Consider the following 21201-nt stretch of genomic DNA (forward strand, 5'->3'; position numbering starts at 1 on the left):
CATGACGACGGTCGTGAAGGTCGGCGGCGCGCGGGCGGTCGATCCAGAGGGAACGATCGAAGACGTCGCGGCGCTCACAAGAGAGGGCGAGGGCTGTGTGGTCGTCCACGGTGGGTCGACGGCGGTCGACGAGACGCTCGAACGGTTGGGCGAAGAGCCGGAGTACGTCGAGACGCCCCAGGGCGTCGTCGGACGATTCACCGACGAGCGCACGATGGAGACGTTCGAGATGGTCCTGCCAGGCAAACTCAACACCGACCTCACGGCATCGCTTCGGAAGGCCGGTGTGGACGCCGTGGGACTGTCGGGCGTCGATGGCGGGCTCCTGACCGGCCCCCGGAAATCGGCCGTCAAGGTCGTCGAGAACGGCAAGACGAAGATCCGCCGGGGCGAGCACTCGGGGAAAATCACGTCGGTGAACGCCGATCTCCTCACCGGGTTGCTCGACGACGGGTACACGCCCGTCGTCACGGTCCCGATGCTGGCCGACGATGGCACCCCCGTGAACGCCGACGCCGACCGGGCGGCCGCAGCGGTCGCCGGCGCGCTCGGCGCGACGCTGGTGGTGCTGACCGACGTACCAGGCGTGCTCGCCGATCCCGACGATCCCGAAACGCTGATCGGACAGGCGAAAACGCCTGACGAGCTCGCACGGGTGGAGTCGGCCGCCGAGGGGTTCATGCGCAAGAAGGTGATGGCGGCGACGGAGGCGCTCGACGGCGGTGCGGCGTCGGTCGTCGTGGCCGATGCGAACGCCGACGATCCCGTGCTCGCGGCGCTCGACGGCGACGGGACGCACTTCGCGCCAGCAGCGATCGAAGCCGAAGCGGAGGTCGACGCATGAGCGGGTTCGTCCACAACGAGAAACCGATCAGGCTCCACGAGGGAGACGGCGTCCATCTCTACGACGCGGACGGCACGGAGTACCTCGACTGCGGGGCGAGCTATGCCTGCGCGCCGCTCGGGCACTCCCATCCCGACGTGACCGCGGCGATCACCGACCAGGCCGAGCGGCTGACGTTCGTCCAGGCGTCCTATCCCGTCGACGCGCGCGACCGGGCGCACGCAGCGCTCGAAGCCGCCGCACCCGACGGGTTGGAGAACGTCTGGCTCTGTAACTCCGGGACGGAGGCGAACGAGGCGGCGCTGAAGTTCGCGCGGAGCGCGACTGGAAACTCGAAGATCGTCGCCACGATGCAGGGGTTCCACGGCCGGACGATGGGCGCGCTCGCAACCACGTGGGAGAGCGAGTACCGCGACCCGTACGAACCCCTGATCGGCGACGTCGAGTTCGTTCCGTATGGCGACAGCGACGCGCTCACGGAGGCGGTCGACGACGAGACCGCAGCGGTGATCCTCGAACCCCTCCAGGGCGAGGGCGGGATCAACCTCCCCACCGAGGGGTATCTCGCGGCGGCGCGCGAACACACCGAGGCGGCGGGTGCAGCGCTGATCCTCGACGAGGTGCAAACGGGGATGGGGCGCACCGGCACGCTCTGGGCGTGCGAACGCGCGGGCGTCGTTCCCGACGTCCTCACGACCGCGAAGGGGCTCGCAAACGGCCTTCCCGCAGGAACCGCGCTGTGCGCCGACTGGATCGCCGAGGATCACGGCTCGCACAACGCCACCTTCAGCGGCGGGCCGGTGGTGAGCGCCGCGATCGACGCCACCGTTTCGACGCTCGTGGAAGAGGACGTGCCGGCCAACGCAGCCGCTGTCGGCGGGTATCTCGCGGACGAACTCGACGCCGCACTCGGCGATCGGGTTCGTGACGTGCGCGGCGAGGGGCTGATGATCGGGATCGAGGTCAAGCGCGGTTCGAACCGTGTGCTCCGGGATCTCGCGCTCGATCATCGGATCCTCGCGCTCCCTGCCGGCCGGTCGGTGGTCCGGCTGCTGCCGCCACTGATTCTCGACGAGAGCCAGGCAGATCGGATCGTTGACGCCTTCGCGGACGTGCTCGGGGGGCGGTCGGAATGAGCGAAGCGCTCACGGGCGTCTCGGCGAGCGCGGCGCGCGATCTGCTCGTCGAACTCGTCGAAACCCCCTCACCGACCGGTGAGGAGACAGCGTGCGCCGAGCGGCTCGTCACGTTCTTCGAGGATCACGGACGCGAAGTGTTCGTCGACGAGGTCGGCAACGTCCGTGCGCCCGCCGACGACTCCCTCCTCCTGACCTCCCACATCGACACCGTGCCTGGCGATATCCCGGTACGGATCGAACCAGGTGAGGACGAGCGCGATGGAAGCGAGGTGCTCTGGGGCCGGGGCAGCGTCGATGCAACCGGGCCCCTGGCTGCGATGACGGTCGCCGCCGTCCGCACCGGAGTGAGCTTCGCGGGCGTCGTCGGCGAGGAGGTCGATTCGAGCGGCGCGCGCCACCTCGTCGAGACCCGCGACGCGCCCGACGCGGTCGTGAACGGCGAACCCTCGGGCTGGAACGGGATCACGCTCGGGTATCGCGGGCTACTCGCAGGCACCTACGTTGCCACGAGCGAGTCCGGCCACACCTCTCGGCCGGAGAACAGCGCGATCGAGGACGCGATCGACTGGTGGGAGCGGGTGCGGGATACGGTGGCCGATGACCGCGACGAGTGGACACCCGTGTTCGAGCGCGTGACGCCCAAACCCATCGAGGTCCACGGCGGAACGAGCGACGATGGGCTCTCCGTCGAGGCGACGATGGACGTCCAGTTCCGCGTACCACCGAGCCTCACCGTCGAGGAAGTCCGTGAGGCCGCCGACGGCGAACTGAACGGCGGCACCGTGCGGTGGTACGACGAAGTCTCGCCGGTCATGACTTCCCCACGGAACCCGGTCGCACGGACGTTCCGCGGTGCGATCCGGCGGGCGGACGGCGAGCCGCGCCTGCTCCGCAAGACGGGCACGAGCGACATGAACATCTACCAGACGTGGGACTGTCCGATGGCGACCTACGGACCAGGCGATTCGGACCTCGACCACGCACCCGACGAGCGCCTCTCGCTCGACGAGTTCGACCGCTCGACGAGAGTGCTCGAAGACGTCGCCGAACGGCTCGGAGGCAGCGCATGACACGTCATTTCACCGACATCGACGATCTCTCGGCCGACGAACTCGAAACGGTGCTCGACACCGCTGCCGAGCTCAAGACACAGGTGGAACACGACGAGCCACATCCCCTGCTCGAACGGCGGACCCTCGGAATGGTGTTCGAGAAGCCGAGCGCTCGTACCAGGATCTCCTTCGAGACCGGGATGACCCAGCTCGGCGGCCACGCGATCTTCTTGGGTCCGGACGACATCGGGCTCGGCGAGCGCGAACCTCTCAAGGACACCGCCCGAACCCTCTCGGGATACGTCGACTGCGCGATGGTCCGGCTGTTCGATCACGCGGATTTAGAGGAGCTCGCGGCTTACGCCGATGTGCCGATCGTCAACGGACTGACCGACGACGCCCACCCCTGTCAGACCCTCGCGGATCTGCTGACGCTCCGCGAGACGGTGGGGTTCGACGCGCGGGTGGCGTGGGTCGGCGACGGCAACAACGTCGCGCAGTCGTTCGTTCTGGGGTGTGCGCTCGCCGGGATCGACCTCACGGTGGCGACGCCCCCGGAGCACGGCATCGATCCCGGCGTGCTCGATCGCGCCGCAACGATCGGGACCGCACCCGACGTGACGACCGACCCGGAAGCAGCGGTCGCCGGTGCGGACGCGGTCTACACCGATGTCTGGGTGAGCATGGGCGAGGAAGCCGAGCGCGAGACGAAACTCGCCACGTTCGAAGAGAGTGGGTTCCAGATGAACGCCAACCTCCTCCCGGAGGACGCGACCGTGCTCCACTGCCTGCCCGCCCACCGGGGCGAGGAGATCACCGAGAACGTGCTCGAAAGCGATCGAGCGGCGGTGTGGCAGCAAGCCGAAAACCGACTCCACGCCCAGAAAGGACTCCTCGCGTTCCTCCTCGACGCGCTGTGAGACCGAAACGACGCCCGTGAGGGCGGAATCGTACGGGAGACGTTTGCCGCTACTACCCAGATAGCGACACATACGAACGGGAAATTTCGAGAGAGTTACGCGGGACTCGACCAGCACTTGGAAAAATTACTATTTATCCAGGTGTGGCACTCGGACTCGTGCGTCACCGCACACGAGACCAATGAGTAACGAACCAGACGACACCGAACGCACCGACAGTTCCTCCGTACTGGGGGACGCAAGCGAGTATCTCCCCTCGCGGCGATCGTTCATGACCGACGCGGCGACAGTGGGCGGCGGCGTGTTGGCCTTGTCGGCGCTCGGCGGAACGGCGGCAGCCGAGGGTCACGAGGGTGACGGCGGTAACGGTAGCGGAGGTGGAAGCGGAGACGTCAGCGACATCGACGTTCTCAACTACGCGCTGTCGCTGGAACACCTCGAAGCCGCGTTCTACAACGACTTTCTCGACAGCCATTCGGAGAGCGAGGTCGAGAACACGGACGTCGCGAAGTACTTCGCGCGACCGACGCTGCGGTACTCGGTGTACCAGCAGATCCAGGACGTCCGCGATCACGAGGAGGCCCACGTCGAGGCGCTGACACAGACGATCGGCGATCTCGGCGGCACGCCCGTCGAACCCGCCGAGTACGAGTTCTCCTACGACACGATGGAGGAGTTCGTCGCGATCGCCGACCGGCTCGAAGCCGTCGGCGTCTCGGCGTACGCGGGCGCGGCACCGCTGCTCTCGAACCCCGACCTGATCCCGCCGGCGCTCTCGATCCACAGCGTGGAGGCCGAACACCAGACGTACTTCCAGCTACTCCACCTCCAGCGACCAGCCCCCGACGCGTTCAATCCCGCGCGCTCGATGGACCAGGTGCTCCCGATCGCCAACCAGTTCGTCGCCGGCGCGGACGGTGGCGGTGGGCGGATGTTCACCGCGACCGTCGCAAACGTCTCGACGCCAGGCACGCTCGACGTCGATCGGGCGGACGGCGTCGTGCCGCTCTCGCCGCCCGTCTGGGCGGTGTACTCCGGCGGCGAGAACCCCGCGTTCGTTCCGGGCGAGGATGCCAACGAGGGAACCGAGATCGTCGCCGAGGACGGGTTCCCGATGACGTTGGCCCAGACGGTGGCGAGCGCCGAGAACACCACCGATAGCGGCGTCGCTCCCTCGCCAGGCGGCTCGCTGGAGACGCCTGCACTCGGTCCGGGCGAGTCCGTCGAGTTCGGCTTCAGCGCCGCACCGGGCGATCAGTTCACGATGGAGACGATGTTCGTCCAGTCGAACGACTGGTTTTACGGGTTCGAGGGGCTCTCGCTGTTCAACGGTGAGGAGCCGATTTCTGGCAGCGTGACCGACCACATCGCGGTCTACGACGCCGGCACCGAGGCCGACACCGCGCCGGGCACCGGTCCCGACCAGAAGCCCGTCCAGGACCCCGAGGCGATGGACGTCGGCCCCAAGGAAGACGAATCGATACAGTTGGCCGCAGAGCGCCACCCCGACTTCGACATCCCCGACGCCAGCGAGATCCTCGAGGTAACGATCACGCCCCAGTGAACGCGATGTGGACGCCGGTTTCAGGGTGCTCCGCGTTTTTTGCCACGGCGAGCGATGTCTCGTGCTCGAAACGGGGGCCCAACATATATCCCCAGGGCGCGAGAGTGGGTTCGAGAGCGAAGATGGAGAAGGCGCTGTGGTATCTCTTTACGGCGACGCGTGGCGGCGTGAACCGCGTCCGCGTCGTCCGGGCGCTCGCCGAGCGGCCGAAAAACGCAAACCGTCTCGCCGAGGAGTTGGACATCGCCTACACCACCGCTCGCCACCACCTCGATATGCTCTGTGATCACGACGTCGTCGAACGAAGCAACGAGGACTACGCCGCGCTGTTCTTCCTCACCGACCAGTTCGAACGAAACCGTGATGAGTTCGAACGCATAGCGAAACACGTGGAGACCGACGGATGACAACCCTCCCTACCATCCTGATGAGCGACACGATGACGATCGCCAGTTTGCTCTCCGGCGTGAGCATCGTGATGCTACTCGCGCTCACGGCAGTGTGGCTCAACAACTACCGGACGTTCCGGACGCCGCTGGTGCTCGGACTGGTCGCCTTCGGCGCGGTGTTGCTCGTCGAGAACGGCGTCTCGCTCTACTACTTCTTCACCATGCGAAGTCTGTACGCGATGGACCCGGGCGTCCAGCAGGTAATCGCGGCGATGCGGGCGTTCCAGGCGGTCGCGCTCGTTTTCCTGACCTACGTGACGATGAAGTGACGGTGGCGTCGTCGTTCTGACGGCTGGCGAAAAATCGAAGTTCGTTTCGGACGGTTCAGCGGAGCGCCGCGTAGACGACGCCGAGGAGCAGGCCGTAGACGGCGTGTCCTGGCAGGCTCCCCGGCAGCGCGAAGTTCGGGAACGGTGGCGCGCCCGCAAAGCCCACCGCACCGAGCCAGAGCGGCATCACGACCGCCGCGAGCACCACCCAGAGCACGACCCCGTAGACGAGGCCGACCACCGCCGACCGGCCGACACCCCGCCCGACGCCGGTGCCGGTCGCGACGGCAGCGAACACCACGCCGAGGATCGCGCTGTGGGCCATGTGGACGACCCAGCCCGCGAGCCCGTTCGGTGGGGGCGCAAGGGCGTACAGCGCCGGGATCGCCACCTCGATCACCGGCTGCATCATCATCGTGATCATCGCGCCCATGGCCGCGCCACCGACGAGGCCACCGACGATACCCGCCTGCCAGTCGGCGAGCCCGGTGCTGGTCGTCGTCGCCGTTTCGGATCGAGTTTCTTGGCTCATGCGCGAGGTGATACACTACGAAGCGACATAACCGCGCTGCGCGTTGACAGCCAGCACGCAATGGCGTGGACCACACACGACCGAGGGCCGAGGTTTATGCTCCGGGCGGTCGAATCGGGACCATGACCGAGGCCGACCCCAGCCCCCAGCGGTTTCGCGATCTCATGCTCGATTCTGAACCGGGGTTCGAGGAAGTGATGGTCTGTGTGTTCGACATCCAGCGCCACGAGACGCGGACCTACCGAACGCTGCTCGATCAGCCGGACAGTACCGTCGAGGAGTTGGCCACGGAGCTGGAGCGGGATCGCTCGAACGTCAATCGATCACTATCGACGCTCCGCGAGAAGGGGCTCGCAGAGCGGGGGCGGCGACTCCTCGACGGCGGCGGGCACGTCTATCAGTACACCGCGACGCCGCTGCCGGAGGCCAAGGAGCTGATGCACGACACGCTCGACGAGTGGACGGCGTACGTCCACTCGCGGATCGACGAGTTCGGCGAGGAGATGGTGTAATCGTCCGCGAGGAGCGCTCACGGGGTGGTCGTCGACTGTGTGGCTGCACCCGGCTGTTCGGGACGACTGCCGAGCGTGAGCGAGAGGGTTCGTCGCTCGCCGTTGCGGAGCACGGTGACGTCGATCGTATCACCGGGTGACGCCTGAAGCGCGAGATACGACGAGAGTCCCTGAAGGGTGTCGATCCGCTGGCCACCGAGTCCCACGATGACGTCACCGCGCCGGAGTACACCGGCCGACGGTCCGTCGCCGGAGGGGTCACGGGTGATGACCACACCCCGAGGTCGATCGAGACCCACTTGCTCGGCGGTTCGCGGTGTGACCGGCTCCAACCGCACGCCCATGTAGGCGTGGTCGTACTCGCCGTTCTGGATGAGTGCGGGCACCACACGGTCGACGAGCGCGGCCGAGATGGCGAAGGCGAGGTTGTCGCCGCCGCCGGAGTTGATGACGCCCACGACCTCGCCGTCGAGGTTCACGAGCGGCCCGCCCGAGTTACCGGGGTTGACCGGAGCCCCAGTCTGAATGCCGTCGGGGATCGTGTAGCCGTTCGGCGCGGGGATCGACCGATTCACGCCGCTGACGAGTCCCGACGTGACCGATCCTTCGAGTCCGTATGGATTGCCGATCGCGACCACCTCGGTTCCGATGGCGGGCTGGTCCTCGACCAGCGGGAGCGGTGTCGCGTGGTCGGGCGGGGTCCGGACGTCGAGAACGGCGAGATCGCTCGACGGATCGGTGCCGACGACCGACGCCGAACGCCACTCACCCTCCGAGAAGCGCACCTCGACCGTCGAGGCGTTGCTGACGACGTGAGCGTTCGTCACGACGTAGCCGTTCCGGAAGACGAACCCCGATCCCTGGCCGCCCCCACCTATCCCACCAGTCACGCTGACCAGCACGACCGAGCCGACCGTCTGGCGGTAGACGCGCGTGTACGGGCTCGGTGTGTCGCCGGCGGTCGCGTTGCCGTCGGTGGCGGTCGCGGTGTCGCCGGTCGCGTTCGCGTCCGCGGTGGCGGCAGTCGCGTTCGCCGGGCCGTCGGCCGTGGTTTCGGCGGGCGTCGAGCGGGTCGTCGAGGAAGCAGTCGTCGAGTTGGTCGTCGTTTGATCGCCGAGTGCGCCCCCACAGCCGGCGAGCCCGGCGGCGAGTGCCGTCCCGAGCGCACCGAGATACGCCCGGCGCGTCGTCCGCGCGTCGTCCATACCCGAGACAGGGATTTCGGACGGGTAAGTGGCGTGCTTTCGAGTGTCTCGCCACCAAATACCATTCATCTGGACTGTACGAACCTCACGGACCGGCCCACTTTTGCCCGCCCGGGCAGTCCCGTCGCGTGATGACCGATCTCACGCTTGCGCGCGACGAGCCAACGCCCGACGTCGCGGCCGACGGCACGTGGCTCGCGTGTATCGAGTGCGGTGCGGTCCACGCCCCGTTCGACGCACCGATCTACCGATGTCCCGACTGTAGTGGGCTCCTCGAAGCGCGCTACGCCGAGTATCCCACCTTCGAGACGTTCGCCGAGGAGGGTCGCGGCGTCTGGCGCTACGCCGCGTCGCTGCCCTTCGAGAGCGGCGTGTCGCTCCCGGAAGGCGACACGCCACTCCACGCCGTCCCACGGCTCGAAGACGAGATCGGCACCCGGACGCTGCGGATCAAACACGAGGGGATGAACCCGACGGGGAGTTTCAAGGACCGCGGGATGACCGTCGGGGTCCGGGTCGCTGCTGAACTGGGTGTCGGCCGCCTGGCGTGCGCCTCGACCGGCAACACCAGCGCGGCGCTCGCGGCCTACGGCGGTCGCGGCGGGATGCAGACGCTCGTGCTCCTCCCAGCAGGAAAGGTCGCGGCGGGGAAGGTCGCCCAGGCGAGCCTCCACGGCGCACGAATCCTCGAAGTCGACGGTAACTTCGATGCGTGTCTCGATATCGTCGCCGAACTCGCCGACCGCGGCGAGGCCTACCTCCTCAACTCGCTCAACCCCTTCCGACTGGAGGGCCAGAAGACGATCGGGTTCGAGATTCTCGAACGGTACCAGGCCGACTACGGCCGGTATCCCGATCGGATCGTTTTGCCGGTGGGGAACGCGGGCAACACCGCAGCGCTCTACAAAGCCTTCCGCGAACTCGTCGCGAGCGGAGCGCTCGATGCCGAGGACGTGCCGAAGCTCACCGGCGTCCAGGCCGCGGGGGCCGCGCCGATGGTCGAGGCGATCGAGGAAGGGGCCGCGGACATCGAGCGCTGGGAGTCGGTCGAGACCCGCGCCACGGCGATCCGGATCGGCAACCCCGTGAACGCCCGGAAGGCGCTGCCTGGCATCCGGAAGACCGGCGGGACGGCGGTCGCCGTTGCGGACGACGAGATCACCGACGCCCAGCGCGCGCTCGCGAGCGAGGGCGTCGGGGTCGAACCTGCCTCTGCGGCGAGCGTCGCCGGCCTCCGAAAGCTCCGCGAGGCGGGCGTCGTCGAGAGCGACGAGGACGTGGTCTGCCTGACGACCGGCCATCTCCTGAAGGATCCCGACGCCGCGGCCGCAGCCGGGACGGAGCCGGAGCCAGTGCCGAACGACACCGATGCGGTGCTCGATCACCTGCGTGGCGAGTGAAACTGGAAGGTATGAACAACAGACGAGATGAGAGACTATCAGTCGATACGTCCCGATCTACCATCGCTCTCACAGGCGTACGCCGTCGGTACGGCTATCGGATTGACGATCGCTGCGGTTGCGGCAGCACTCGTTAGTGTGGCTGTGATCGGGACTGTTGCCCGCACTCTCGATCTACAGGGAACAGTTCTCGTCCGAATAATCCAGTTTGCACAGGTTCAGATTGGCTTTTTGCTCGTCGCAGTCGGCTACCTCATCCGTCGAGACACGCCACGTCGCTCTCTCCGATTTCGTTTCCCGTCCCTCCATGATTTCGGCTGGCTGGTGCTGTTGTGTGCTCTTATCGCTGTCGTGAGCGCGCCCGACAGTACGTGGTTCCTCACTCCCGCACTCACTACCGATCCAGTCGCGTGGGTCGTCGTCTTCGTCTGGTGGTTTCTGATAACTGCACCGGCCGAGGAACTGCTGTTCAGGGGTATCATACAGGGACGCCTCAAATCGTCGTTCTCCGTGATAACGGCTGTAGTGCTTGCAGCCGGGCTCTTCGCCGGAATGCACGTCGGGTTCGCGCTGTATCGTGGCTACGGAGGAAACTTTCTCGGACTCGCTGCGGTGATGTTCGCTACTGGCCTGCTTTTCGGAAGTGTCTACGAGAGAACCGGGAACCTCGTCGTTCCGAGTTTCGCACACGCCCTCTTCTGGCTTTCACCCGCGTTGCTCGCGTATCTGTGATGGTGTGAGTCGAGTTACAAGAGGGTATCACACCTCATGCGCCTGCTCGCGGCCGATCAGTCGAACGTCGATATGCTGCGGTCATCGACTACTACCGCGAGCATTCCCACGCGGCTGAAGAATAAAGACCAGCGGTGACGTAGTACAGGTGAATAGAATGGCACAGTCCACCGAAAACGACTACCGGGAGGAGCGAGCGCGGCTCCGCAAGCAGGTCAAAAACGCCGACTCGGAAACCGAGCGGCGCGAAGCGATCCTTCGGCTCGCGGAGATCAACCGCGAGATCCACGCCGAGACCTACGAGAAGCTCGCCCGCGAGTAACGCAGGCGCTCGGATACGATTCCCTTACTCCGTTCCGTTCAGCGCGATGTACCGCGTCTCGATCACGCGATCGTCGTCCTCCAGCCGGTTCTGGAGCTCCTCGGAAACCGGCTCGTCGAGATTGTACACCGTCATCGCCTCGCCGCCGATGACCTGGCGGGCGTTGAACATCCCCGCGATGTTGATGTCCGCATCGCCCAACACGGTGCCGATGAAGCCGATCAGGCCCGGCTCGTCGTCGTTGCGCGCGACCAGCATGTGGCCGGCGGGGATCGCGTCGACACGGAACCCGTCGATCCGGACGATCCGGGGGTCCTCGCCGGCGAACAGGGTGCCACAGACGCCGATCTCCGTGTCGCCGTTGGTGACGGTGACGGTGACGAGGCTCTGGAAGTCTTCGGCCGTGCGGGTCTTCGATTCGACGACCTCGATCCCGCGCTCCTCGGCGATTCGCGGGGCGTTGACCGCGTTGACCTGCCATTCGAGCGGTTCGAACACCCCTTCGAGGGCGCTCGCGGTGACGAGATCGACCTCCTCGCTTGCGATGTCGCCCTCGTAGGTTACCTCGATCGTCTCGATCCGCCCGTCGAGGAGTTGGGTCGCGATCTTGCCGGCGGTCGAGGCGATGTCGAGGTACGGCCGAACCCGGGGGAACGCGCTCGCGTCCATCGAGGGGGCGTTGAGCGCGTTCATCACCGGTTTCGACTCGAACGCGGCGAGCACCTGATCGGCGATCGAGGTCGCGACGTTCTCCTGGGCGGCGTGGGTGCTCGCACCGAGGTGGGGGGTGACGATCACGTCCTCCACATCCAGGAGGGGGCTGTCCGACGAGAGGGGTTCCTCAGCGTAGACGTCGATCGCCGCGCCCGCGAGCGGTCCGTCCTCCACTGCGGCAGCGAGTACCGCCTCGTCGACGACGCCGCCCCGTGCGCAGTTGATGAGGTAACCGCCGTCGAGCGCCGCGAGTTCGTCCTCGGCGATCAGGTTCTCGGTCTCGGGCGTGAGCGGCGTGTGGAGGGTGAGGACGTCCGCGCTCGCGAGACACTCGTCGAGTTCAACGAGCTCTGCCCCCAAATTGGCGGCGCGCTCCTCCGAGATGTACGGATCGTACGCCACGAGGTTCATCCCGAGCCCGTCGAGCTTCTTTGCGACCTCCTGACCGACCCGACCGAACCCGACGATCCCGAGCGTCGCGCCGTTGAGCTCAGTGCCGAGATAGTCGCTTTTGGCCCACTCGCCGGTTTTGAGTCGAGCGTGGGCCTGGGGGATCGATCGCGCGGCCGCGAACGTCATCGCGACGGTGTGCTCGGCGGCCGCCCGGACGTTGCCCTCGGGAGCGTTGGCGACGATCACGCCGGCCTCGGTCGCGGCATCGATGTCGATGTTGTCGACCCCGATCCCTGCCCGGCCGACGATCACCAACTCCTCGGCGGTCGCGAACAGTTCCTCGGTGACGTCGGTGCCCGATCGGACGACGAGGGCGTTCGCGTCGGCGACCGCTGCGTGGAGCGCGTCGCCAGTGACGTCGTAGGCCGTCTCGACGGTGTGACCGGCCTCGCGCAGCCGGTCGAGACCTGGCTCCGCGATGGGATCGGTGACGAGTACTTTCATATCGGGGCGAACGACGCGGCGGGCATAACCTTTGCTTCCCGGGCACAAATCGCCGGCCAGTGGTGACTCGAACGGCTCAGTTGCGGTACAACGAGAACGCGATGCCGAGTGCGACCGTCGCGCCGCCAGCGAGAACGTCGCCGAGACCCCCGTCCACGCCGAACCGAGTCAACAACACGAAGACGAGCGCGTAGAACCCATAGCCGATCGTGCTGGCGACGACCGCCCAGACGAACGCCGGTCCGATCGACAGCTGGATGTCCCACTCGCGGTAGAGCGTCGGGATCCCGACACCCACGCCCAGCAGCGCACCGAACGCCAGGAACGAACCGCCAGCCCACGCTTGAGTGATGTAGGCTCCCGCAACACCGAGTATCGACCCAGTGAGTGTGACGACCGTCGACGACGAGATCGAATCGATCCCGAACCGTGACGACGAGTCGGTTTCGGACATATCGGAATCACGATCGATCGTGTTGTGAACCTTCTGGAAGAAACGACGACGACAGACAGCGACCGTCGAACGATGGTTCGTAGCGGTCGCGCCGTCGGCGGAACAGGAAAGCGAGCCAGCACGGCTGCACCCGAGCGCTTATTCGGATCCTCGCCCATCTCCCACCGATGAGACGTCGGCGGTTCCTCGACGCGGCCGCGGCGGCCGGGATGATCGGGCTCGCGGGGTGTTCCGGCGAGAGCGATCGAGACGGAGCCGCGACGGATAGTCCGAGCGATACGGCCGAAACCGGCCAGGAGACCAGCAGCGCGCGGCGGAGGCAAACGACGGCCACCGAATCCGCGCCTGCGGGTCCGGATTTCGTCTGGGCCGAGCAGAAGATCTGGCGGGACGAGCGCGTGCGCGAGAACCTCTTCGCGTTCGCCGCGCGTCACGATCTCGTGGTGGTGATCGCGAAGGCGGATGCCGACGCCGACGATCTTCCGGCACTCGAAAAACCCCTGGCTGCGGCCGCCCGCCACGGCACCGAGGTGTGGCTGAACGTCGGCGTTCTCAAACAACTCACGCCGAGCGAGTTCGTCGGTGATGGGGCGAAGCGCCGCCGCCACCTCGACGGGCTCGAAGCCGTCGTCCGTCGCTATCGGGACTTTTTCCCAACGGGGCGGATCGTGCTCTGGCAGGAGGCTCCCGTCGGCGGGCGGTGGAACGAGGACGGGACGTGGAACGATCGCGCCGTCGAGAATCTCGAACGCCTCGGCCCCCGGATCTTCGCCGCGCAGAAACGACGCGTCGAGAACGTTGCGCCGAACGTCGACGTCGGGATCTTCGTCCATTTCCCGTACATCGTGGACGGGAAACAGCCGGAGACGTTCGAGACGCTCACGGCGGACCTGAAATCCCGGGGCGCGCTGCCCGATTTCACGTTCACCGACTTCTACCGAGGCTGGTACGCCAAAGACGTGGGTCCCGGCCCCGCGAACGCCGCGGTTCGGAGTCTCGTCACGAACGCTCGGGAGCTGACCGACGATCGGCCGGTCAGCTACCTCGGCGAGCCCCACACGATCAACCCCCAGTACACCCCGAGCCGACAGGCGATGTGGATGGATCTCCGGGCGGCGCTCGGAGCCGGTGCGGAGGGCGTCGGCTGGTACGCGAGAACGGCGTACAAGGAAACGAAACACGGGTTCGACCCCTTCGTTCCGAACGTCGGACCGGCGGCACGCGACGGGCCACGCGCCAGCACGCTGACGTTCGCTCGCGACCGCTACCAGTACGCCTACGCCGCGCTTCGGGCGAAACGCGATAGCGATATGGCCGGTGGTCGGGGTGCGTCCGAGCGCCGATTCGATCTCTGGCTCGCCGGCTCCGAATTCGACTTCTACGAACACCGACTCTCGTTGCGAACCCGGGCGGGCGAGTGGCAGTTCGTCGGGGATTTCGACGGATACGTCGACGGTGACTACCCGTACGGCGACGGGAGCGATCAGGTGTCGATCTTCCGGGGCCTCTCGCGCGAGCGCTTCGATCGGGACGGCAGCCTCGAAGTCGCCGTCGAAACCGCCTCCGACAGCGACGGCGCGCGTCTCGACGCCGTGCTGGCGATGCCCGAAGACGTGAGCACCTATCTCGCGGAGCCGGCAGCGACGGAGCTCTACGGCTCGCGAACGGACGTCCACGAGTTCGGAGTAGGCCACGAACGCGTGAACACACGGCTCGCAGCCGGCGATTCGCGACGGTTCGGCGTGGAACTCGGTGAACCACAACGCCCACTCGACGAGCTCGTCTTCCCCGATCACCGCACACAGCGCGAGCGATTGGGACGGCTCGAATCACGCGACAGGTTCGACCCCGACGACTACTTCGACCTCTGGGTGTCCACCGAGACGACGACCGAAGACGGGAGCGAGTCAGGAAGTATCGAGGAACTCGGTCTGGTCGGTGACGACGGACGAAAACCGCTGAGCGAAGCGAGCACGGCGGTATCGACAGCCGACGGCGGAGCGGTCTGGTACGGCATCGATCGCAGTGATCTCGCCAATCGTGACGGCTCGATCACCGTCGAGGTGACCGGTGACGCCCGGGAGCTGGTGACCGGTGTGTACGCGATGCCGTACGCCGGCACCGTCACGTTCAGACCCGCTGCGGAAGCGATGGAGCTCCTCGAAACTGATCGAGCGAGCGCGCGGACGTTCGCCATCGCCCACGAAGAAGAGTGATTCGTCCGCACTAGCTCGGCGATCACCGGATTCGGATAAGTTGAAACGTCGCGCGCCGAAGGCCTCCTCATGAAACTCGTCGCGTTCGACTTCGACGGCACGCTCTCGGACTCGGAGATGACGGTCCTGCTCGGTGCACAGCGCGGCGTCGCCGACGAGATGGAGGCGATCACCGAGCGTGCGATGAACGACGAGATCGGCTACGCGGAGAGCCTCCGCGAGCGGGTCGGCCTGCTCGAGGGGCTCTCGGCGGACGCGGTCGAGACGGCCTTCGAACAGGTCGAGCTACGACCCGGAACCATCGAGACCGTTCGCGCGCTGAACGACGCGGGCGTGGTCACGGCGATCGTCACCGGCGGGTTCGGCCGCGGAGTCGAGAGCGCGCTCGCGCGGAACGATCTCCCGGTCGACACCATCGTCGCCAATCAGCTCGTTTTCGACGACGAGGGCGACCTCACCGGCGAGGTCGAGGGACCGCTGATCGAGGGGACGAAAGACGATGCGCTCCAGGCGGTCGCGAACAACGCCGGCCTCACACTCGACGACACGGTGGCGGTCGGCGACGGTGCGAACGACCTCCCGATGCTCGAAGTCGCGGGGTTCGCGGTGGGCTACGAACCGAAACCCGCCGTCGAACCGCACTGTGACGAGGTCGTGGCGTCGATGGACGAACTGCAGGAACTTCTCGAAAGACGGGGTGTGCTCCCCGAAATGTGAGTGGGCAGCAACTGTCGGCTACGCCCGAGTAATCCGTACTGGCGATCCCTGATCTGATCACTCCGGTATAGGAACGTTGTCGGCGCTCCCGCCGTAGCGATACATATTATAGACCGCTTCGATTCCTGCTACGGCAAAGGCAACTCCGAAGAGCAATACGATCAGATGACCACCGATCACGAACAAGAATCCCGCAATTGCGAACAGGAAGATTGCCATAGCGGTCTGTATGTATCGGTTTTGACGAACCGAGCGAACGTGGCGTTGCACCCGCTCCGAAAATCGAGTCGATAAGAGAAGTGTTCCGATTACCGCATAGAAAACCATCTCTGCAGAACTGATGTATTCTGGCCCACCGATAGTCGCGTAGCTGAGAAGTCCTACACCAACAATAGAAAGCGATGAAACGGCGAGGAGCATATCACAGAACCCGCCGACCTCAGTTCTCATCGGTGAAGTGTTCTCACAGATCATATTTAGGTTTGTTCCCCGCGCCTGATGACTGATCGGATGGAGGTCGGTGGGGGGGTCGAACCGGATTCAGTCGCCGAACAGGCTGGCGTGGACGGGTGCGAACTCGGTGTCGCCGTCGGTGTCGGCGCGCGCGTCGGTCACCGCTCGGCCGGCGACACCATCGGCGAGGAAGTCGGCGATCGGCGGGCCGACGTTCTCGGGTTCGACGAGGAAGGCGTCGTGGCCGTGGTCGGAGTCGATCACGTGGTGGGCGGTCTCGACGCCCGTAGTCCGGAACGCGTCGGCGAGGGCTGCGGCCTGGTCCGTGGTGAAATGCCAGTCACCGGTAAAGGAGAGACAGAGTACTTCGCCGTCGAAGCCCGCGAGTGCGTCGGCGTCGGACGCGTGGCCCGCCGCGAGGTCGTACTCGTCCATCGCGCGTGTGAGATACAGGTAGCTGTTGGCGTCGAAGCGATCGACGAACGTGTCGGCGTTGTAATCGAGGTACGACTCGACGTCGCGGTAGGGGAAGAAGCCAGCGGCCGGATCGGCAGGGAAGGCGTCGCGGGCGGCGTCCCGGCCCGCGGCGCGCCGGCCGAACTTCGCTTCCATCGACTCCTTCGAGAGGTACATCACGTGGCCGAGTTGGCGCGCGATTGCGAGGCCGTCGTCGGGCTCGGGGCCGCCGTAGTAGTCGCCGCCCGCCCAGTTCGGATCGGTGGTGATCGCCCGCCGGGCGATCCCGTCGATGGCGACGCACTGGGAATCGAGCCGCGCGGCAGTCGCCACCGGGATCGCGCGCTCGACGCGCTCGGGGTAGCGTTTCACCCATTCGAGGACGTTCATCCCACCCACGGAGCCGCCGACGACGGCGTGGAGCCGGGAAACGCCGAGTTCGTCGAGCAGCCGGCGCTGGGCGCGGGTCCAGTCGGTCACGGTGACCGGCGGGAAGTCGGTTCCGTAGGGCTCGCCGGTTTCGGGGTCGGTCGAGGCCGGTCCCGTCGAGCCGTAACACGAACCGGGGACGTTCACGCAGACGGCGAAGTACTCAGTCGTGTCGATCGCTTTTCCAGGTCCGACGATCGCGTCCCACCACGCGCGGGCCTGGCCCGCCGCGTCCCCGTGCTGGCCATCGGGCCCCGATCGGGGGCTCGATTTCTCCCCGCGCGGGCCGCTGGCGACGTGGGCGCTGCCGGTGAGCGCGTGACAGACGAGCACCGCGTTGTCGCCGGTGAACTCGCCGTAGGTCTCGTAGGCGAGTTCGAGGTCCGAAAGCGACTCGCCGCACTCGAACTCGAACGCGCCGATCGACCGGGTGTCGCGCGTCGCTTGAGTCATGGTATCGCCCCGTCGAGATCCGCCACGATGTCCGCCTCGTCCTCGATACCCACCGAGAGCCGGACGAGATCGGGCGTCACGCCCGAGGCGCGCTGCTGTTCGGCCGAGAGCTGGGCGTGGGTGGTGCTCGCGGGATGGATCACCAGCGTCTTCGCGTCGCCGACGTTCGCAAGGAAGCTCGCGAGGTCGGTGTCCTCACAGAGGCGCTTGCCGGCCTCGTACCCGCCCTCCAGTCCGAACGCGATCATGCCGCCGAATCCTCCCTCCAAGTATTCGCTGGCGGTGTCGTGAGTCTCGTGATCGTCGAGGCCGGGGTAGGCGACCCACGAGACCTCGTCGTGGCTTGTGAGAAACTCGGCGACTCCGTGGGCGTTCGCAGAGTGGCGTTCCATCCGGAGATCGAGGGTTTCGAGCCCCTGAAGCGTGACCCACGCATCGAACGGTGACTGCTGGTCGCCGAGGCTCCGGATCGCACGCTGGCGGGCGGCCGCGGTGAACGCGCGGTCGCCGAACTCCTCGGCGAAGTTCAGGCCGTGGAATGCGGGGTTGTCGCCAGCGATTTCGGGGTACTTCTCGGAGTGCTCGCCCCACGGGAACGACCCGCCGTCGATCAGCGCGCCGCCGATCGTCGTGCCGGAGCCGTGGAGCCACTTCGTGGTCGACTCCCAGACGAGGTCCGCGCCGTGTTCGAGGGGGCGGCAGAGTGCAGGCGTGGCGAAGGTGTTGTCGACGAAGAAGGGAACGTCGTTGTCGTGGGCGACGGCGGCGACAGCTTCGAGGTCGGGCGTCACTAGCGAGGGGTTGCCGATGGTCTCGCAGTGGACGTAGGCGGTGTTTTCGTCGATCGCCTCGTCGTACGCCGCGGGATCGAGCGTGTCGACGAACCGGGCCTCGATCCCACGGCGCGCAGCGGTGTGGCTGAGGTAGGCGTGGGTGCCGCCGTAGATCGAGGCGGCGCTCACGACGTTGTCGCCCGCCTCGCAGAGCAGGAAGGTCGCGGCGTCGAGCGCGGCCATCCCCGACGCGGTGCAGAGCGCGCCCACGCCGCCTTCGAGGTCGGCGAGGCGGCGTTCGAGCGTGGCGACCGTGGGATTCGAGATCCGGGAGTAGACGTCGCCCTCCGCTTCGAGCGCATAGAGATCGGCGGCGCGGTCGGCGTCGTCGAAGGTGTAGGAGGTGGTCTGGTACAGCGGCGGCGCGCGCGATCCCGTCGCCGGATCCGACGCTTGCCCAGCATGGACACATCGTGTCCCGAAGCCTCGCTGCTCGTCGTCGGTCATGTATGTGGTGCATATATCTACGGGTATCTATAACCACGAGTTACGGCAAGTGTCGCCGGTCCCCGATCCGTCGAGTCGTCGGTCGGCTGTTCGCGGCGGCCTTGCTCCTGCCAACCACAACCCTATTCGGCAGGAGCCCTGGAAAAAGGACGATCAGCATGTCCGACGACACACCCGAGGAAGCGATCGAGCGTGGTCTCGCGGCGTATTTCGCGAGCGACGTGCTCGAAGACATCATGGAGGCGCTCGATATCGACGCACTCGCCGAGGGAGCAGCGCTCGACGACGCCGTCGAGTACGAGCGGCTCGGTCGAACGCTCGGTAAACTCATCGGTCGTGCGGCCGCAAAGGGCGTGAACAACTCCGGACTGCTCGGCCGGATCATGACCGAGACCGCCGGCACCGAAGTCGGCGGCCGAGCGGGTGAGGCGGCCGCGGTAGCGCTGGTCGAACACGGCGACGCCGACGCAGCCGTCGAACGGGTTCGAGGACTGATTGCCACCGGCAACGTCGCCGGGCTCGCCGACGAGATCGGTGCGATGGTCGAGGACGCTGGTCTCGATGGAGCCAACGCAGGGCCGTCGGCGGACGCCGACTGGACCGAGATCGAGGTCGAGGAGCACTCCGAGGAGTAATCGACGATCGTCGGGCCGCTCATCGACCGATCGGCAGCCGGCAGTCAGTCGAGCTGTGTGCGGGCGTCGTCGAGCCCCGCTTCGAGATCGACATCGACGCCGACATCGGTGAACGCCTCGCCCACAGTTCGAACCCCGCGAAGCACCTGTTCGTCCGTGAGATGGCCCATATTGCTCACTCGGAAGATGTCGCCACCGAGGTGAGCCTGGCCGCCGCTGATCGAGACGTTGCGCTCGTCGACCGCAGCGAAGAACTCTTCGGGGTGATCGCGAACCGCTGCGGGCAGCGAGATCGCTGTCACGGTGTTCGAGTGAGTGCTTGCGTCGTCGAGCGTAGGGAACCCCTCCAGGCCCATCGCGGCGAATCCCGATCGGAAGGCGGCTGCCTGCTGGCGATGGCGTTCGATACGGGCCTCCATCCCCTCTGACTCGATTTCCTCGACCGCCACCGCGAGCGCCCGAAAGAGCGGGACGGCGCTCGTGAAGGGAGTCTGATGGCTCTCGGCCTTCCGGAGATGCCAGTCGAGATCGGCGTAGAAGGGGGCGCGCTCGCCGTCGATATGCTCGACGACGCGATCGGTCACGTACATCGCGCTGACGCCGGGCGGTGCGGCGAGTGCTTTCTGGGAGTCGGTGATGGCCATGTCGACGTTCCAGTCGTCGATCCGGAAGACGTCGCCCCCGATCGAGGTCACGCCGTCGACGACGAACCGGGCGTCGTGGGCGGCGGCGATCTCGCCCACCTCGGGAACGGGGTTCAGGATGCCGGTGCTGGTCTCGTTATGGACCATCGTCACGAGGTCGGTGTCGTCGGTGACGGCCTCGGCGACCGAATCGGGATCGAGCGAGTCGCCCCACTCGACCTCGACTCGCGTGACTGACGCGTACCGCTCGGCGATCCGTGCGAAACGTCGGCCGAACTTGCCGTTGACGAGCGCGACGACCTCGCAGTCCTCGCCAGCGAGATTGGCGACGGCGGCCTCCATCCCCATCGTCGCCGTTCCGTTGAGCACGAGACTGGTCCCGCCGGCACTGGTCGACTGTTCCTGTGGCGTCGAGTGTTCGAAGACGTAATCGAGGCCGTCCTGTGCGCGCTCGTACACCGCCTCGAAGTCGGCCGAGCGGTGTGAGACCATCGGCGCGTCCATCGCCTCGCGGACTGCATCGGTCACGGGCACTGGCCCGGGATTGAGCAGCAGGAACTCGTCGTCGGTCATACCCGAGTGTCCGTCTCGGCTCACATAAACCTCGCCGGTATCACGCTATCTTGCCATCACCGTTCCGTTTCGGGACCTGTGCATCGGAAAATTTCGCAGCCGGACGACGAATATCTGGGGACCAGCCCAGAAAACCGACGACGACCGATCGCATATCAACACCGACGAAACCCACCTGATTATTGACCCGCGATGAGCCCTCTTGCTGACGCCTCCTCGGTTACAAAGGGAACCGACGTTGCTGACACCCTGTCAGAAACCAAGTGCCTACTGACAGGGTTGGGTGTCGGGGTTGTTTCCGAACCCAGACAGTTCTATCACACACCAAATGAGGTCACAG

General features: G+C 66.4%; 22 protein-coding genes. 14 read left to right on the forward strand and 8 right to left on the reverse strand.

Annotated features, from left to right (window positions below; all coding sequences use genetic code 11):
• The first annotated feature begins 1 nt into the window (after position 1).
• The 7 genes from C450_RS03290 (at position 2) to C450_RS03320 (ending at position 6237) form a co-directional block, all read left to right on the forward strand.
• On the forward strand, positions 2–844 hold the full coding sequence (locus tag C450_RS03290; protein ID WP_005039980.1) for an acetylglutamate/acetylaminoadipate kinase: 843 nt from the start codon (positions 2–4) through the stop codon (positions 842–844).
• Positions 841–1980 (forward strand): aspartate aminotransferase family protein, encoded by a 1140-nt coding sequence (locus C450_RS03295; RefSeq protein WP_005039982.1) that lies wholly within the window; start codon positions 841–843, stop codon positions 1978–1980. The genes C450_RS03290 and C450_RS03295 overlap by 4 nt, the downstream gene beginning before the upstream one ends.
• Entirely contained in the window at positions 1977–3053 is a 1077-nt protein-coding gene (locus tag C450_RS03300; RefSeq protein WP_005039984.1) for a [LysW]-lysine hydrolase, read from the forward strand. The genes C450_RS03295 and C450_RS03300 overlap by 4 nt, the downstream gene beginning before the upstream one ends.
• Positions 3050–3955 carry an ornithine carbamoyltransferase gene (gene argF, locus C450_RS03305; protein ID WP_005039986.1) on the forward strand — a complete coding sequence of 302 codons (906 nt, stop codon included), beginning with the start codon at positions 3050–3052 and terminating at the stop codon, positions 3953–3955. The genes C450_RS03300 and argF overlap by 4 nt, the downstream gene beginning before the upstream one ends.
• Positions 3956–4136: 181 nt before the next feature.
• Entirely contained in the window at positions 4137–5519 is a 1383-nt protein-coding gene (locus C450_RS03310) for a ferritin-like domain-containing protein (RefSeq protein WP_005039988.1), read from the forward strand.
• Between the two features lie 122 nt (positions 5520–5641).
• Positions 5642–5926, forward strand: a complete 285-nt coding sequence (locus C450_RS03315) for a winged helix-turn-helix domain-containing protein (RefSeq protein ID WP_005039990.1) — start codon at positions 5642–5644, stop codon at positions 5924–5926.
• Complete coding sequence (locus C450_RS03320; protein WP_005039992.1) at positions 5923–6237, forward strand: hypothetical protein; 315 nt, start codon at positions 5923–5925, stop codon at positions 6235–6237. Before C450_RS03315 ends, C450_RS03320 begins: the two co-directional genes overlap by 4 nt.
• Before the next feature lie 55 nt (positions 6238–6292).
• On the opposite strand, the gene C450_RS03325 is transcribed toward C450_RS03320, so the two are convergent.
• Positions 6293–6769 (reverse strand): hypothetical protein, encoded by a 477-nt coding sequence (locus C450_RS03325; RefSeq protein ID WP_005039995.1) that lies wholly within the window; start codon positions 6767–6769, stop codon positions 6293–6295.
• Positions 6770–6891: 122 nt separating this feature from the next.
• On the opposite strand from C450_RS03325, the gene C450_RS03330 reads away from it, so the two are divergent.
• On the forward strand, positions 6892–7281 hold the full coding sequence (locus C450_RS03330) for a helix-turn-helix domain-containing protein (RefSeq protein WP_005039997.1): 390 nt from the start codon (positions 6892–6894) through the stop codon (positions 7279–7281).
• 17 nt (positions 7282–7298) lie between these two features.
• Here C450_RS03330 and C450_RS03335 read toward each other — a convergent pair whose 3' ends face one another.
• Positions 7299–8486, reverse strand: coding sequence for a S1C family serine protease (locus C450_RS03335; protein ID WP_005039999.1), 1188 nt, complete (start codon positions 8484–8486; stop codon positions 7299–7301).
• 131 nt (positions 8487–8617) lie between these two features.
• Between C450_RS03335 and thrC the strand changes: the two genes are divergently transcribed.
• The 3 genes from thrC to C450_RS22285 all read left to right on the forward strand — a co-directional run bounded on the left by thrC (position 8618) and on the right by C450_RS22285 (position 10940).
• On the forward strand, positions 8618–9886 hold the full coding sequence (gene thrC / locus C450_RS03340) for a threonine synthase (protein WP_005040001.1): 1269 nt from the start codon (positions 8618–8620) through the stop codon (positions 9884–9886).
• 351 nt (positions 9887–10237) lie between these two features.
• Positions 10238–10618: a CPBP family intramembrane glutamic endopeptidase gene (locus C450_RS22000; protein ID WP_161606938.1), complete on the forward strand. Its 381-nt coding sequence runs from the start codon at positions 10238–10240 to the stop codon at positions 10616–10618.
• A gap of 157 nt (positions 10619–10775) precedes the next feature.
• Positions 10776–10940 (forward strand): hypothetical protein, encoded by a 165-nt coding sequence (locus tag C450_RS22285; RefSeq protein ID WP_169317802.1) that lies wholly within the window; start codon positions 10776–10778, stop codon positions 10938–10940.
• A 24-nt stretch (positions 10941–10964) separates the two neighbouring features.
• Here the strand turns inward: C450_RS22285 and serA are convergent, their stop codons facing one another.
• Complete coding sequence (serA, locus tag C450_RS03350) at positions 10965–12551, reverse strand: phosphoglycerate dehydrogenase (protein ID WP_005040007.1); 1587 nt, start codon at positions 12549–12551, stop codon at positions 10965–10967.
• A gap of 76 nt (positions 12552–12627) precedes the next feature.
• The gene (locus C450_RS03355; protein ID WP_005040009.1) at positions 12628–13005 is read right to left on the reverse strand and encodes a hypothetical protein; all 378 of its coding nucleotides are present in this window, start codon (positions 13003–13005) and stop codon (positions 12628–12630) included.
• A 167-nt stretch (positions 13006–13172) separates the two neighbouring features.
• Between C450_RS03355 and C450_RS03360 the strand changes: the two genes are divergently transcribed.
• Both C450_RS03360 and serB read left to right on the forward strand, forming a co-directional pair.
• Complete coding sequence (locus C450_RS03360) at positions 13173–15221, forward strand: hypothetical protein (protein ID WP_005040012.1); 2049 nt, start codon at positions 13173–13175, stop codon at positions 15219–15221.
• A 69-nt stretch (positions 15222–15290) separates the two neighbouring features.
• Positions 15291–15938 carry a phosphoserine phosphatase SerB gene (gene serB, locus C450_RS03365; RefSeq protein ID WP_005040014.1) on the forward strand — a complete coding sequence of 216 codons (648 nt, stop codon included), beginning with the start codon at positions 15291–15293 and terminating at the stop codon, positions 15936–15938.
• 57 nt (positions 15939–15995) lie between these two features.
• On the opposite strand, the gene C450_RS03370 is transcribed toward serB, so the two are convergent.
• The 3 genes from C450_RS03370 to C450_RS03380 form a co-directional block, all read right to left on the reverse strand.
• A complete protein-coding gene (locus tag C450_RS03370) occupies positions 15996–16388 on the reverse strand; it encodes a hypothetical protein (protein ID WP_152424390.1) in 393 nt (130 codons plus the stop codon).
• Positions 16389–16478: 90 nt separating this feature from the next.
• A complete protein-coding gene (gene metX, locus C450_RS03375; RefSeq protein ID WP_005040018.1) occupies positions 16479–17729 on the reverse strand; it encodes a homoserine O-acetyltransferase MetX in 1251 nt (416 codons plus the stop codon).
• Positions 17726–19009 (reverse strand): O-acetylhomoserine aminocarboxypropyltransferase/cysteine synthase family protein, encoded by a 1284-nt coding sequence (locus C450_RS03380; protein WP_005040021.1) that lies wholly within the window; start codon positions 19007–19009, stop codon positions 17726–17728. The genes metX and C450_RS03380 overlap by 4 nt, the downstream gene beginning before the upstream one ends.
• A gap of 158 nt (positions 19010–19167) precedes the next feature.
• On the opposite strand from C450_RS03380, the gene C450_RS03385 reads away from it, so the two are divergent.
• A complete protein-coding gene (locus C450_RS03385) occupies positions 19168–19644 on the forward strand; it encodes a hypothetical protein (RefSeq protein WP_005040024.1) in 477 nt (158 codons plus the stop codon).
• A 44-nt stretch (positions 19645–19688) separates the two neighbouring features.
• Here C450_RS03385 and C450_RS03390 read toward each other — a convergent pair whose 3' ends face one another.
• Entirely contained in the window at positions 19689–20861 is a 1173-nt protein-coding gene (locus C450_RS03390; protein WP_005040026.1) for a pyridoxal-phosphate-dependent aminotransferase family protein, read from the reverse strand.
• Positions 20862–21201: the final 340 nt, after the last annotated feature.

The organism is Halococcus salifodinae DSM 8989 (assembly GCF_000336935.1).
Classification (GTDB): Archaea; Halobacteriota; Halobacteria; order Halobacteriales; family Halococcaceae; genus Halococcus; species Halococcus salifodinae.